We start from the raw sequence: 14,431 nt of genomic DNA on the forward strand, positions 1-14,431 counted from the left end.
CACCTACAAACAAGAACAAGCCAAAGCAAACCATCTCGATGCAAGCGAAGCCAAACAACAACTCGAAAGTAGCTTAAACAACGCCAAAGCTCTCAGTGAAGTGGCAAAAAATCAACAAACTGATCCACTCAGCTTACTCGAAAACCTACAGGGCTATCTCAAGAACTTAGAGAGCGAAGATCAAAGCAAAGCCGCGGCTTTTAAACAAGCGATCATGCTCTTGGCTTCACCAAGTTCAATTGCCGTAGAAAGTAACGAAGACATCCACCTCAGTGCAGATGGGCAGATCAACCAGATTGCACAAGGAAGCATTAACACCAGCACGCAAGACAGCATCATCGGACATGCCAGCAAAAAGATCAGCTTATTTGCAGCGCAAGAAGGGGCACGAGTCTATGCAGGCAAAGGCAAGATCGAGATTCAAGCTCAAGGGGATGGTGCTGATCTGATTGCAAGAAAGGGTGTGCAGATTATTTCCACGGAAGATCGAATTGAAATTAAAGCGGCAAAAAAAATAGTGTTGATCGGTGGTGGCTCACAGATTGAAATTAGCAGTTCGGGAGTTTTACCGACCACAGCTGGTAAGTTTGAGGTTAAGGCAGGGCAGCATCAATTTGTGGGGGGAGCAAAGGTGCCGTTGAATTTTCCACTCATGCCAAATGAAATAAGACAACAGATTGCAATTAAATATCATGATGATGAGCCTGTTAAAGGTGTAAACTTTAAAATGAAATACGCAAATGGTCAGATATTTTCAGGTGTGACTAATGATGAAGGGATAGCTGATATAAGAGATGCGCCTGATGGTGAAGCAGAGATTATTTTTGGGGAAGATGCTAGATCTTATGAAGTTGTAGCACAAGCAGAAGAAAATATTAATTTTAAAGCAGATTGGAACATCTCAGATCTAGAAGAATCATACCAACAAGCACTTAAGGATTCTAAAAAATGAGTGCAGAAAATAAAATAGCTATAATTCAAATTGGTTCAGAGCTTTGGTCGAATACCAAGGCTGCCGGCAGTTGGGTAGGTGGAGCCTTACAAGGTGAATTTAACGAAAAATCAACTTTAGGTCAGATCGTATTTGATGCAGTTATTAGTATGTTTCCTGTCGCAGGTGAAGCCACAGCTGTTAGGGATTTAATCGCTATTTCAAATCGCATGGCAGGTAGTGAACAAGAGAAAAATAAAGTCCTGAACTGGGTTAGTATTATTTTGTGTTTATTGCCACTCATTCCAATATTTGGTGGTGTGTTAAAAGGTATTGGGCGCTTACTCATTACTGTGATTAAAGATGCCAGTAAAGCCGCAGAAGTAGCAATTGCAATTTTGGCTTTTTTAAGAAAAATGGGTTATGGAGACCCAATTAAATTTATAAACGCACTTAAATTTTCAAAATACCAAACTAAAATATTATCCGAGTTTAAAAAATTTATTGCGCGATTAAAATCCTCGATTCAGTTTTTCTTATCAAAAACGAGAGTCGTTCTACCTAAGCATGTACAACAACAATTAAACTCATTTTTACCTGAGTTAGATAAGCTTGCCAAACTCGCAGATAAAATGATTCCTTCTGCAATTAAAGAGTTGGACAGTGCTTTAAATAAAGTCCGATCTGAAATGATCAACCAGATGAATAAAGCTGGTGCGAAGATAGGTGGTGGAGAAACTAAAGTTTTAACCACGGAAGCACGTTTGGCTTCTACTGCTAGAAATACGATTGCGAGCAAGGGTCATAAACCTGCGCCTTTAAGCCATTATAAGCATAAGGACGGATGGCCGGATTTAGCTAAGAAGAAAAATGATTCTGCGACAAATGATGTTTTAAAATATTATGTAATAGCCTCATTTAGTCAGAAAGCTAATATTGAAGCAAAGTTATATAAACCTGGTGCTAGAGTTGGCTGGAAACGAATCATTGATCAAAAAAAACCATTTAAATCTGGTGCGTATTGGGCGGATAAAATGCCAATTAATGGCACAGCATGGCGTTTTGATTATGCTGTAAAAAGTGACTGGTCTAAAAATGGTATATTTGTGGCCCTAGACCGTATACCTACCATAGCTGAGTTAGAAAAATTAAATATTGTTGTACCTAAAAATTGGCAAGGCTTAAAAGTATGGGAAGGTCAGGTTGCAGAGCAACTTGATTTAGAAAAAATGCAAGGCAGTGGATTGTTGTTAGCTGGTGGTGAAAAACAGTTATATATAGATTTTGGCCACCCAGACAATCAGCCGATCAGGCAATATATTGAAAACATGGTTAAAATTCAAAAAACCAATTGGAATGATGCCATTCTTCCAAAAAAATTAGAAGATACGGTTGCGTATTTGGCGGCAAGAGAAAAAGCACAGAAAACTGTTCAACAGGGTCAGGTAGCTCGTGGTGTGTCTGCGACAGGTCGAGCAAATACTAAGCATGAGCAAAGTAAGGCGAATTAAGGGAATTTATGATGTATATCATTGATCAGAAAGCGAGAGACCAAACTTTTTATCTCATGAAAAAATATACCAGTTATCGGTATTTATATGTTGCATATGAACTGGAGAAAGAATTTGTAGACGCATTTGAGCAACAATTAAGGCATCCTCCTCTAAACTTATTGAATGAACCTGAAGGCTTTAAGGAGAGTCATGAAGAAGAATTATTATATTATTTGAGTGATCTAAGTGATACAGAAAAAGGTTTAACGGAACTGAGAAAAAGCAAATTCAAAAAAGAAGCATATGATCTTTATTTTGAAGGGAATATTCAGGGGAGGATTTTTGGTCGCTATGGTGATGAACATGGCTTGCTATATGATGTTTTTTATCAAAACCTAGGCATAGGTCAAGAGCCAAATGGAAATATTTTTATTGAACATGACCACACACGACATATTTTAAAATTATTGATAGCAAGAGCTATGGAGGGTATCACAGTTAATACTTTGTATAACGTTTCATATGATGTACCAAATAATAATCGAATTTATTATAAGAAATGGAGCTATGAATCTTTATTTAGTAAACTAAACTGGCCACCATGTAAGCAAATCGTTGAACCGATCATCCCTTGCCCAAATTATAATGAAAGCTCAAAAGGTCAAATTCATTCAGGTGAAGAAATCCAAATTTCAGGCATTTATGAACCATGGTTCGAAAAACCTGTCTATCAAAAATTAACCAATGATTCTGACTATAATATTTATGTTGGATGTCCAAACTACTTTTTAGAAGGGACAGAAGCAACCCAATATAAATTGGAAGGGACCGATGATTGGTACGATGTTAAATGGCGTTTAATTTGGGAAGACAATCGCTATATAGATGGAACCATACCCGAGGAAGAAAAGAATTATATTTTTGATATAGAAAATATAGGAAAACAATCCAATCAACCCGAAACTGAATCAACTGAAAAATTAAGTATAGCGGCTGGGCAGGTTTGTCCTAAAGCTGGCTATTGGTATACAACAGCGAAATCAAATTCACGGCAATACTTTAAACAGGGTGAGATCTTTCCAAATTATGAAAGTGATTGGGGCGAGGTGTACTGGCAGTTTGATGGAGAAGAATAAAACTATATCGCTCAAGGTGAAAACTTTCGCATTGATGGAAGTTTAATAAAAAACCCGCTTTCGCGGGTTTTTTTGATCTCAAACGAGATTACATATTCGGATAGTTCGGACCACCCGTACCCTCAGGCACAACCCAAGTAGAGTAAAGCCGATTGGCGACGCTATTTTGCGGTATTTGCATCATGGAATCATAATGGTGAGGTTGTTAAATACCGAGTGCCAAGGGGTGGGATCAATGTATGGGAAGGTCCAGCCGCAAGTCAGACTTTTAAAAATAGTGCGGGTAAAGTTGAAAAAGTGAATAGCAAAGGCGAGATATTTGTACTTGAAGGTGGTGGCATACAAATTGTTCTGGACCCAAAAGATTTAGTACGAGCAAATGTAAGTAAGCGTGAAGCAACCCCTTGGGGCTATGACAGTGGTTTAATTGTTGAAACGAAAACCAATATGGTTGGTGTGCCGCGTTTAGAGCAGAATTGGTATGGAGATAAAAAATAATGTCGCAATCATCTGAAATTCGTCCGCAGGAAATTTTCCTACTTGAACGCTATAGTTCGGCTGAATATTTTAAAGAACTGGTAGATGCTTTTAAAAATATGCTCGATGCAGCGGAAAATGCACTTGAGCTGTTTATGCAGGATTTACCTTATGATTATCGAAACCAACATATTTCACAACAACCTGACATAGTTTGGGGTGAGCATGTATTGCCTAATTTCAGATCAACTCTTGAGAGCTTGAATTATGGATATAAACGTTTATTAGAGGGTGATTTATCTGCTTTGCAATATGCAGGGAATGTGGTGACTGACTTTAGAAATCAAAGAATAGACTATTTCCCTGATTGGATGGATGAGGGTAATTTAGCCTTATTTGATCAATGGCAAAGTAAAGCTAGTAAGTTATCATCTAATATTAAAGCTACAGTTTTTGGTAGCTGGCCTATGACTTTTTTAAAAGAAGACTATGATTCAGATTATTTAGGAGAGTTAAACTTACCATCATCTTTACCAATATATAAGTTAAACCAAAATGTTACGGTAAAAACAGGCGAAACTGTGCCACAGGATGGTATTTACATTCCTGAAATACAGGAAGCAAGTGCACAGCTGCTGCTTAAAGGGCATGATGCGATAGAAGCATTAGTGGGACTTGATCCAGATTGCCCACAATATGATCATGAGGAAGATACGGAATGGGTATTGGTTGAACGAATTGCAGACGAGGGTGGGTCATCTGAGACTATTCAAGCTGAAAATTTAAAAGGTTTTGCTGGGCAGACTTGTCAACAGACAGGTAATTGGTGGAGTCCTGCAAATCAATTGCAATCCCGTTATTTTGAACAGGGAGAAGTATTTCCGAAGATTGAGAATAATAGCTGGGGAGAAACGATTTGGTATTTAGAAGTTACTAATAAGAAATAATTTATATATAAAAGATTGGATTGTCAAAATAATGATAAAGTTTTGATGATGGTAAAATTCTACCTGAGATCAAATCTGATTGGGATGAGGAGTTTTGGTAGTTTGATAGTGATGACTAACTTATGCTTAGAAGCTGTTCTAAATTGACTCGTTTTCAAAAACAATCAATTGCCCTAATTTATTATGTTACTTCACGATCTTATTTGGAAATGTTACTGACCAAACTGGATGAGTTGATTCAACATACTGGTGGAGTAATTGATTTAGCTGATCAGCAGTATCGTGACCGTGTTTTATTGCAAGAAGGTTGGGGAATGGGGGATACTTCAGCTAATTGGAGTACCTATGCTTACCCATCTTTACTCGATTTCAGATTAGGTCTAATCAGAATTATTGAAGAAACGAAACAGGAAAAATATGGCTGGACACCTGCATATAATACAGCACGTATGTTAGGCGAGTTTCGACCGAACTGGATGTCAGAAGAAGAAGAAGCTGATTTTAAATTGCGTTTTGATGAATTATATAGATTATGTAGTTATTACGACTCTTGCGTAAAGCCTCCAAGATCATGGAGTTTATATGGTTTATTTGAAGTGATTAAAGAACTGGGAATTTTTGAATATAAAGTACCTAAATTTAAGCTTCGTACAGACATACGTGTAAATAGTGGGGAAATTATTCCAAAAACAGGGGTATATATTCCTGTGGGTGATCGATATGGCGTACCACAATTTGCTTGGACTTATCGCGATGAAAATAGTTTTACACGTGGGCAATTAGAAGAGTGTGAAACATTAAATGCTTTAGGAAAGGACTTATTTTCTAAGTTTAATGAATATACAGCATGGACTCCTTCTGAAGAGTTAAGGGCGTTCGCAATTGAAAATATTAAAAATAAGCGAATAGAAGATGATTGGGATTATTTAAAATCAGATCGAGAAGTACAATTGGAACTAACCCCATCATTAATCTCAAGAAATGCATTTACTAGCTTTGATTCTAGCTGGTATTTCGTTGAGTTAATAGAAGGTGAGTTTGAAGATATTGGGGTTGAGGATGTAGATACTTTTGCTACACCTGATTTAAAAGTTATAGGGGGAGAATTATGCCCAAGAACAGGTTATTGGATTTTATCTAATGATAAAGGAAAACGACTGTATTTCACCAAAGGAACCATAATGAATAAATCTAGTAAAGATTGGGGCGAAGAATATTGGGTATATGACGGTGAAGAATAGAAAGTCATTCTAGGCTTTTATTTAATTGAACGCTTTGTCATGCTACCCCTTATGATGAAATCTTTGAACTCAGAACAGATCAAAGGGGGCAGTGCGTGCAGGAGAAGGTATACTCATCTCTACCTACAAACAGGAACAAGCGAAAGACCTCAGTGAAGTGGCAAAAAATCAACAAACTGATCCACTGAGCTTACTCGAAAACCTACAGGACTACCTCAAAAACTTAGAGAGCGAAGACCAAAGCAAAGCCGCTACGTTTAAACAAGCGATCATGCTCTTGGCTTCACCAAGTTCCATTGCCATAGAAAGTAATGAAGATATACATCTCAGTGTAGATGGGGAGATCAACCAGAAAAACAATTTGATGAATATGGCAAATTAAATAATCAATCTAAACAATAAATAGAGTTAGTGGTATTACGGTTGGTGAAGGATTTAAGTTACCGTTGTTTCGTTATCCTGAAGATAAGTCACCAGAATCTAACGATGATAAGCCTCACGGTAATTCATCTAATAATGGTCGTGGAAGAAATTAAATAGCTTATTAATTAGGATTTGTAAATGAGCACATCAACTTTATTTTTGAATAATCAAGAAATAGAAGAGTTAGTTCAGGATATTCCTCTTGATACGTCAATAATAGACCTCTTTCATAAATCAAAAACTGATCTATCTTTAGTTGATTATTTGTACCGAAGAATTTTAAATCTTCATGCATAATCTGCGGATGAAATACATTGATTCAAAGAAGCTCTCTGAAACACAGTTTAAGCGATATACAGGCATCTCATGGTCAACCTTTGATTTAATGGCTAAACAGCTAAAAATGCTTGTACCTGCTAAAGGTAGACCATCTAAGTTAAGTGTAGAAGATCAAATCCTTCTGAGCTTAAGTTATTGGCGTGAATATCGAACATTATTTCATGTCGCAACGAGTTATGGTGTGTCAGAGCCTACGGCTTCAAGAATCGTCCGCCACGTAGAGGCTTAACTGATCAAGTCCAATCTATTTAATTTACCCAAGAGTTTGCCTGAAGGCGAAAGTATCGACTGGAATGTGGTGATCGTAGATGCCACAGAAATTCCAATACAAAGACCTAAAAAAACAGAAGAAAAGCTATAGTGGTAAGAAGAAAGCTCATACTTTCAATGTACAAGCCATCATCCACTATAAGACTCAGCAAATTCTGAGTTTATGTACGAGTCGTGGTGCAGTACATGATTTCGAGCTCTTCAAACATAACCTGAATCAAATTCCTAAAGGGTCTTTTATCCTTGCAGATAAAGGCTATCAAGGGATTTATACGGTGTATCCAAATAGTCTATTGCCATTAAAAGCAAAAAAGCACTGTAAACTAGAACCTGAGCTAAAAGTTTACAATTAAGAAATCAATAAAAGAAGAATTGGGATTGAGCATGTATTTGGGACTTTGAAGACCTTCAAAATCCTTGCTGAGCGATATCGCAACCGTGGCAAAAGATTGGGATTAAGATTCAGTTTAATCGCAGGGATTTATAATTTAGAACTGAGTAAAAAATGATTTATGAAAGAACCCTATTGTTTACTAGTATTAAAGTTAATACATTAGAAACTAAGTGTTAGTGATTACTGTGAATGTTGAATATCTGAAATGACGATATTGCTTCTAGTTCAGCATTGCTGAATAAAGTTACTACAGAGTTAAATCAAGATAAAATCGATTTAAATAATAGGGAAAATAAAACACTCCATAAAAAAACCGAGCAAAAAAGCTCGGTTTTTTTTGTACGTTATTTATTTTTCAACAAAAGCACGTTCAATCACATAATCACCAAGAACACCCATACGTGGAGATTCTTTTAAGCCATGTTGATCAAGAAGTGCAGCTACATCGTCAAGGAATGCAGGAGAACCACATAACATTGCACGGTCAGTTTCAGGATTAAAACGAGGTAAGCCGATTTTCTCGAAAAGAGCACCAGTTTCAATCGCAGTTGTAACACGACCTTGAGTATGGAAGTCTTCACGTGTAACTGTTGGGTAATAAATTAACTTTTCTTTCGCACCAAGTTCCCCAAAGAACTCATGGTTTGGAATTTCATTTTGAATAAGGTCTTGATACGCCAATTCTGAGATATAGCGTGTACCGTGTACAACGATGATTTTCTCAAAACGCTCATAAGTTTCTGGATCACGGATAGTCGAAAGGAAAGGAGCTAAACCAGTACCTGATGATAAAAGATACAAGTTTTTACCAGGATTTAAATCATCAAGAACAAGTGTACCAGTCGGTTTTTTAGAAACTAAAATTTCATCACCAACTTTTACTTTTTGTAGGATTGATGTCAAAGGACCATCTGGAACTTTAATAGAGAAAAACTCAAGTTCTTCTTCATAGTTCGCGCTAGCAATCGAATATGCACGCATTAAAGGCTTGCCATTGACTTCTAAACCAATCATCACAAATTGACCATTTTTAAAACGCAATGCTGTATCGCGAGTCGTTTTAAAACTGAATAATGTGTCATTCCAGTGGTGTACGTGAGTAATCTTTTCGACGTTAAAAGCAGCCATTAAAGGTCTCAATAAATTATCAAATTAGAACAGCTTGCTATTCTAAACTAAAACCATTCTCGATAAACTGAATATATTTAATTGAGCTTATCAAAAAAAGTGATTATGAATGAGCTGACTTTACCTGTGATTGGTATAATGAGATCTCCCTACAAAGAAAAGTTTGGTATTCCACGTCAGCCAAATTTAGTAAATGTTGAAAGTTATATTGAACTATTGGCGCCATATAATGATGAATTGGCTTTTGAAGGTATACATGATTTCAGTCACTTATGGCTGATTTGGCAGTTTCACGATAATAAAAATCAGAATAATCAAAAATTTAAGCCTCAAGTCAGACCACCACGTTTAGGTGGAAATAAAAAAATGGGGGTCTTTGCGACAAGAAGCATGTACCGTCCAGCACCTATCGGTATGTCAGTCGTACAATTCAAAAAACTTTTTAAAGAAGGTGATTCTTTGAGATTGTATGTGTCTGGCAGTGATTTACTAGATGGAACACCCGTTATCGATATCAAACCATATATTCAATATTCTGATGCCGTGGTTGAGGCGACGAGCGGTTATGCACAGGATAAGCCAATTCAAAAAAAAGTTGTTTGGTCAAAAACTGCTGAAATTCAGCGAAATCAACTGTTGGATCAACAATGTGTCGCTGAAAGTTTAATCAAGGAATTGGAACAAGTTTTGTCATTTGATCCAAGACCATCTTATCAAAATGATCCTGAGCGAATTTATGGGCTAAGTTTCGGCCCCTTAAATGTCAAATTTAAAGTGGATACTGAGGTTGAGATCGTTGCACTGGAACTTTGTTCAAACGAATAAATTGTTGGACTGATGTATTTAAAGCTGAATTTGATCTAATGAATTTAATTATAAATTCTGAATAGGCTAAAGGCTAATGTTGAATAAAGAATTTGCTATAGTTGGGCTCAAGGAATGGGGCAATTTGAATGAATTTTAATTTTGAAATTGATACAACATGGTGTTTAGAACAACTACTAAAAGATGGTCGTATTTTAGAGCGAGATAAGTTGCTCATACAAACCCGACACCGTCAAAAAGATCAATTTAAATGGCATCCATTGCAGTGGATTGCACATTTTGAATTGGTTGATCAAGTTCAACCTCAACATAAGTTAACATTGCAACGCTTATGTGAATGGTTAGCATTAAAAACACAACTCCAATATTATGTGATCGACCCGCTTAAAGCAGATGTTGCAGCACTGACTCAGGTCATGTCACAAGAATATGCATTCAAAAATAAAATTCTAGCGGTGGAGGTGCATCCTGATCAGATCTTAATTGGTACAGATCAACCATTCTTGGATGATTGGGTTAAGAATTTAGAAAAGAGCTTAAGTCCTAAAAAAATTGTTAAGGTTTTACTGAATCCAGAGCAGTTACAACGTTACTTGATTGAATATTATCAAGTGAGCCGAGCAGTAAACTCTTCTCAATATTCAGGAGCTTACGACCGACAGAGCCGAGGTGTTGAATCCCTTTTACAATTGGGTGATAGTCAAAATCCTGATGCCAACGATCAGCACATCGTAAAATTAGTCGACTGGTTGCTTCAATTTGCCTTTGAACAGGGTGCGAGTGATATTCATCTTGAGCCTCGTGCGGAGAAAGGACGTGTTAGATTCCGTATCGATGGTGTGCTGCATACGATTTATAACATGCCCAGCAATACACTCACGGCAGTAATTTCTCGTATTAAAATTCTGGGTCGTATGAACGTTGCAGAAAAACGACGTCCTCAGGATGGGCGATTAAAAACGCGTACACCTAAGGGTCAAGAAACTGAACTGCGTTTATCAACTCTGCCTACTGCAGCAGGCGAAAAAATGGTAATGCGAATTTTTGATCCTGAAGTATTAGTGAGGAGTTTCCAACAACTGGGTTTTGAAGGAAAACTGCTAGCACAATGGAATGCCATTACCAAAAATAGTCACGGCATCATTTTAGTGACAGGTCCAACTGGTTCAGGTAAAACCACAACCCTGTATTCATCAATGAAACAACTTGCGACTGAGCAATTAAATGTTTGTACGATTGAAGATCCTATCGAGATGATAGAGCCAAGCTTTAATCAGATGCAGGTAAACCCTGCAATTGATCTTCATTTTGCCGATGGTGTACGTGCCCTCATGCGCCAAGATCCAGACATTATCATGGTAGGGGAAATCCGAGACCAAGATACAGCGAATATGGCGATTCAAGCTGCTTTAACAGGTCATCTCGTACTTTCAACACTTCATACAAACGATGCACCTTCAAGCTTGACTCGTTTACATGATCTAGGGGTGCAGCCATTTTTAACAGCGGCAACAATCTTAGGGGTTTTGGCGCAAAGGCTAGTCAGAAAATTATGTTCTCATTGTAAAGAAAAACGGGAAATTAATGCTCAAGAATGGGAGCATCTGACCTATGGGTATTTAGTAAAGATGCCTGCTCAAGTGTATCATGCCAAAGGCTGTGAACATTGTCGTCACACAGGGTATAAGGGGCGGGTGGGTATATATGAATTTATGCCTGTGTCTCTAGAAACAAAACAAAAAATCAGTGCTAATCTTAATTTAGATGAATTACGTGCTCACGCAAAAAAAGAAGGTGTAGAGCCGTTGCGTATTGCGGGTGCTCGAAAAGTCCTTGAAGGGGTAACGACATTAGAAGAGGTGCTAAGAGTCGTACCACTAAGTTAATTGTCAAAGATTAATAAATATTCATATTTCTTAAGATTCGCTTCAGCTTTGTTTGTTTTAATAGCTTCATCGAAACAAACATCACTTGAAAAGGTATAGAAAATGAAAATGTTTAATCAAGCTTTAATTGCGACAGCTTTAGTCGGTGCAACTACATTTGCAATGGCTAATACGGCAGTGAACCAAAGTGCTGTTAATCATGCAGCCATTGCACAACAAGCAATTACGACTGTTAAAAGTGCTTTAACTGCCAAAGATGATACGCCAGTGAAATTAAAAGGCTATATTGTTAAGGCAACTGGTGATGAAAAATATCAATTCCGCGATAGCACAGGTGTGATCACTGTGGATATTGATGATGAACTTTGGCAAGGTAAACCAATCTCTGCAAAAACACCTGTTGTTTTAATTGGTGAAGTGGATATTGATTATAAGCCTGCTAAGCGTGTAGAAATTGATGTAGATCAAGTTCAATTTTAATGAGCTATCTACTAAATTGAGTATTTGATTTATGGCTTTCAAGTACTCAAACCAAAAAAACCACATTCTCCAGAAATGTGGTTTTTTTATGCATCTTTTTTTGAAAAACTTTATAGTGAATGAATTGTGACTTAGTGAAGAGAGACATGCGTATATTATTAGCAGAAGATGATGTGTCACAAGCTGAAAGTATCAAAGCTTGGTTAGAAATGGATGGATATAGTGTTGATTGGGTCGAGCGTGGAGATCATGCGATATTAGCAATTGAGCAGCATCAATATGATTGTTTATTACTTGATCGTGGATTACCGAAAGCAACTGGTGATGACATTCTGACACATTTAAGAAAACACCAACACAATACACCAGTTATTTTTATTACAGCCCAAGACAGTATCCAAGATCGTGTTGGAGGACTTGATTTGGGTGCTAATGATTATCTAGTTAAACCATTCAGTTTAGATGAGCTCTCGGCGAGAGTGAGAGCACAACTACGTACTCAGCACAAAGGCACGTCTCAAATCCTAATGTATGGATCCGTGAGTTTGGACCCCCAAACCAAAGTTGTTAAATTGAATTCAGAAATTGTCAATCTTACAGCGAAAGAGTACCAAATTTTATATAAGTTGATGCAACATCCTGAACGTGTTGTGACACGTGAGCAACTAGAAGAGTCCTTATATGCATGGGGTGATGAAATCGAAAGTAATGCAGTTGAAGTTTTTATTTATCAGATTCGGAAAAAAATAGGCTCAACCATGATTAAAACGATTCGTGGATTAGGTTATCGAATGAATCTGGATCAGGTTTAAGGTAGAACAGTGTTGGATCAGCAACCTATATCTTTACAACATCGTCTTGTTAAGTCTTCAATGCTCAGTTCGATGTTGGCGGGCGTTGTCGCATTAATTCTTTTATTGGTGATCTCGTTTTACCAGAACATGCAGACCCATGACAATATGATGGATGAAATCGCCGATTTGATTTTGGTCAGTGATATTTCAAGTCATGTGGGAAATGAGTTAGATGATTTAAGTGAACAATTTGATATCAAATATGAGTTAAAGCTCAATGAACTTATTTTGATTGAATCGCAAGACCTTGCTTTCAGTCAAATTGGTTCCAAGGTCTTTTTTCAGAATGATCACTTTGGTTTTGTTTGGCTAGAAGGACGATTATTTCGTTATTACAGTGAGCAAAGTGATCAGCAAATTCTAACTATGCTTCAACCCATGTCAGCGCGTGTTGATCAGTTATTCAAAAGTTTGCTGGGCTACGGTGGTGTTCTCATTATTTTATGGGGCATTCAATGGTTTATTCTACACTTTATTATACGACGTCAGTTTCGATCTATTCACCAACTTTCAAAATTAATATCGCAAAAGACTGTTAAGGATTTATCACCGATTACACCTTCAAAACCAGAACTAAAAGAACTACAACCTATTGTGCATCAAATAAACCAAATGATGGAGCGTTTAGATCGTGCAATTACTGCGGAACAACGCTTTACAGCAGATGCATCCCATGAATTAAGGTCGCCACTTTCAGCGATTCAAATGCGGTTACAACTTTTAAAACGAAAATACCAGTCTGATCATGAGGATTTGTCACAAGACTTAGAGCAGATTCTAAAAGATGTGAGTAGGGGCTCAAATATTTTAGAAAATTTACTTTTGTTGGCCAGACTTGATCCGTCTTCAACGCAAGATGTACCGATACAGTCCATAGATTTAGACCGTTTGACGAAAGAGGTTTTACATTCAGTACAACCTTTGAGCCAAGAAAAAAATATTCAGTTTAAAACTGAGTTAGGAAATCATGCGATTAAGGCAAATCCTGAGTTAATGTTTAGCTGCATTCGAAATTTAGTCGATAATGCCATCCGCTATACGCCACAGAATGGAATCGTTGATATTTTAATCAAACAAAATAATAATGAAATTCTATTTGTGATTGAAAATGAAGGTCACGGCATTGAGCAAACAGTGATTGATCGGCTGGGAGAAAGATTTTATCGTCAGTTAGGCACACGTACAACGGGCTCAGGATTAGGATTATCAATTTGCCGTAAAATTGTCGAATTACATCAAGCCGAGATTGTATTTAAGAAATCGAAGTTAGGTGGTTTAAAAGTTGAAATAAAATTTCATTAAAACTAATTGTCTATAAAGTTGAAGAAATAAAATTAAAGAAGCAGTATGCGCTGATTCATACTGCTTAGTTCCACGATTATTATTATCAAATTTTAGAATTTTTATTTTGTCAAAATGAGTCGATTATTTCGTGTGAGACGAAGGCGATATTCTTCACCTGCATGCATGATGCGAATTTCTCTGCCTAGAGCAAATAGATTGTTTGAGTGAAGCATTGGTAATGCTTGGTGGTTTTCGTTATTACGTGTGAATAAGCTAAATGGTGCGTTCATTCCTTGGACTCCGTGGTATGTGGTGAACTATTT

At 37.1% G+C, this 14,431-nt stretch carries 16 protein-coding genes and 1 pseudogene; 15 read left to right on the forward strand and 2 right to left on the reverse strand.

What is annotated here, in order from left to right; genetic code table 11:
• The 10 genes and pseudogenes from AC1M9B_RS06270 to AC1M9B_RS06315 all read left to right on the forward strand — a co-directional run.
• The coding region (locus AC1M9B_RS06270; RefSeq protein WP_481608790.1) for a DUF2345 domain-containing protein at positions 1-952 on the forward strand (952 nt) is incomplete at its 5' end.
• Entirely contained in the window at positions 949-2,442 is a 1,494-nt protein-coding gene (locus tag AC1M9B_RS06275; protein ID WP_481597416.1) for a hypothetical protein, read from the forward strand. The genes AC1M9B_RS06270 and AC1M9B_RS06275, both read left to right, overlap by 4 nt.
• Before the next feature lie 11 nt (positions 2,443-2,453).
• Positions 2,454-3,560 (forward strand): Imm72 family immunity protein, encoded by a 1,107-nt coding sequence (locus AC1M9B_RS06280; protein ID WP_481595899.1) that lies wholly within the window; start codon positions 2,454-2,456, stop codon positions 3,558-3,560.
• Between the two features lie 216 nt (positions 3,561-3,776).
• Positions 3,777-4,058 carry a hypothetical protein gene (locus tag AC1M9B_RS06285; RefSeq protein ID WP_481597415.1) on the forward strand — a complete coding sequence of 94 codons (282 nt, stop codon included), beginning with the start codon at positions 3,777-3,779 and terminating at the stop codon, positions 4,056-4,058.
• Entirely contained in the window at positions 4,058-4,984 is a 927-nt protein-coding gene (locus tag AC1M9B_RS06290; RefSeq protein WP_481595901.1) for a hypothetical protein, read from the forward strand. Before AC1M9B_RS06285 ends, AC1M9B_RS06290 begins: the two co-directional genes overlap by 1 nt.
• Positions 4,985-5,106: 122 nt before the next feature.
• Positions 5,107-6,225: a hypothetical protein gene (locus tag AC1M9B_RS06295; RefSeq protein ID WP_481608791.1), complete on the forward strand. Its 1,119-nt coding sequence runs from the start codon at positions 5,107-5,109 to the stop codon at positions 6,223-6,225.
• A 56-nt stretch (positions 6,226-6,281) separates the two neighbouring features.
• Positions 6,282-6,577: pseudogene (locus AC1M9B_RS06300) on the forward strand (type VI secretion system Vgr family protein); the annotation flags it as partial.
• A 375-nt stretch (positions 6,578-6,952) separates the two neighbouring features.
• Entirely contained in the window at positions 6,953-7,216 is a 264-nt protein-coding gene (locus AC1M9B_RS06305; protein ID WP_481608792.1) for a helix-turn-helix domain-containing protein, read from the forward strand.
• Positions 7,217-7,295: 79 nt separating this feature from the next.
• Positions 7,296-7,610 (forward strand): transposase, encoded by a 315-nt coding sequence (locus AC1M9B_RS06310; RefSeq protein ID WP_481591352.1) that lies wholly within the window; start codon positions 7,296-7,298, stop codon positions 7,608-7,610.
• A 3-nt stretch (positions 7,611-7,613) separates the two neighbouring features.
• Positions 7,614-7,766, forward strand: a complete 153-nt coding sequence (locus AC1M9B_RS06315; protein WP_481591441.1) for a transposase — start codon at positions 7,614-7,616, stop codon at positions 7,764-7,766.
• A gap of 233 nt (positions 7,767-7,999) precedes the next feature.
• Here AC1M9B_RS06315 and AC1M9B_RS06320 read toward each other — a convergent pair whose 3' ends face one another.
• Positions 8,000-8,779 carry a ferredoxin--NADP reductase gene (locus tag AC1M9B_RS06320; RefSeq protein ID WP_035267346.1) on the reverse strand — a complete coding sequence of 260 codons (780 nt, stop codon included), beginning with the start codon at positions 8,777-8,779 and terminating at the stop codon, positions 8,000-8,002.
• 105 nt (positions 8,780-8,884) lie between these two features.
• On the opposite strand from AC1M9B_RS06320, the gene tsaA reads away from it, so the two are divergent.
• The 5 genes from tsaA (at position 8,885) to AC1M9B_RS06345 (ending at position 14,126) form a co-directional block, all read left to right on the forward strand.
• The gene (gene tsaA, locus AC1M9B_RS06325) at positions 8,885-9,604 is read left to right on the forward strand and encodes a tRNA (N6-threonylcarbamoyladenosine(37)-N6)-methyltransferase TrmO (RefSeq protein WP_481608793.1); all 720 of its coding nucleotides are present in this window, start codon (positions 8,885-8,887) and stop codon (positions 9,602-9,604) included.
• A 128-nt stretch (positions 9,605-9,732) separates the two neighbouring features.
• On the forward strand, positions 9,733-11,490 hold the full coding sequence (gene tfpB, locus AC1M9B_RS06330) for a type IV pilus assembly ATPase TfpB (RefSeq protein ID WP_481608794.1): 1,758 nt from the start codon (positions 9,733-9,735) through the stop codon (positions 11,488-11,490).
• Between the two features lie 102 nt (positions 11,491-11,592).
• On the forward strand, positions 11,593-11,970 hold the full coding sequence (locus tag AC1M9B_RS06335) for a NirD/YgiW/YdeI family stress tolerance protein (RefSeq protein ID WP_481608795.1): 378 nt from the start codon (positions 11,593-11,595) through the stop codon (positions 11,968-11,970).
• A 146-nt stretch (positions 11,971-12,116) separates the two neighbouring features.
• Positions 12,117-12,782, forward strand: a complete 666-nt coding sequence (locus AC1M9B_RS06340) for a response regulator transcription factor (protein WP_481588976.1) — start codon at positions 12,117-12,119, stop codon at positions 12,780-12,782.
• Between the two features lie 9 nt (positions 12,783-12,791).
• Positions 12,792-14,126, forward strand: coding sequence for a sensor histidine kinase (locus tag AC1M9B_RS06345; protein ID WP_481608796.1), 1,335 nt, complete (start codon positions 12,792-12,794; stop codon positions 14,124-14,126).
• A 101-nt stretch (positions 14,127-14,227) separates the two neighbouring features.
• Here the strand turns inward: AC1M9B_RS06345 and hemP are convergent, their stop codons facing one another.
• Entirely contained in the window at positions 14,228-14,398 is a 171-nt protein-coding gene (gene hemP / locus AC1M9B_RS06350) for a hemin uptake protein HemP (protein WP_035267337.1), read from the reverse strand.
• Positions 14,399-14,431 lie beyond the last annotated feature (33 nt).

This window comes from Acinetobacter sp. ANC_7513 (assembly GCF_056779915.1).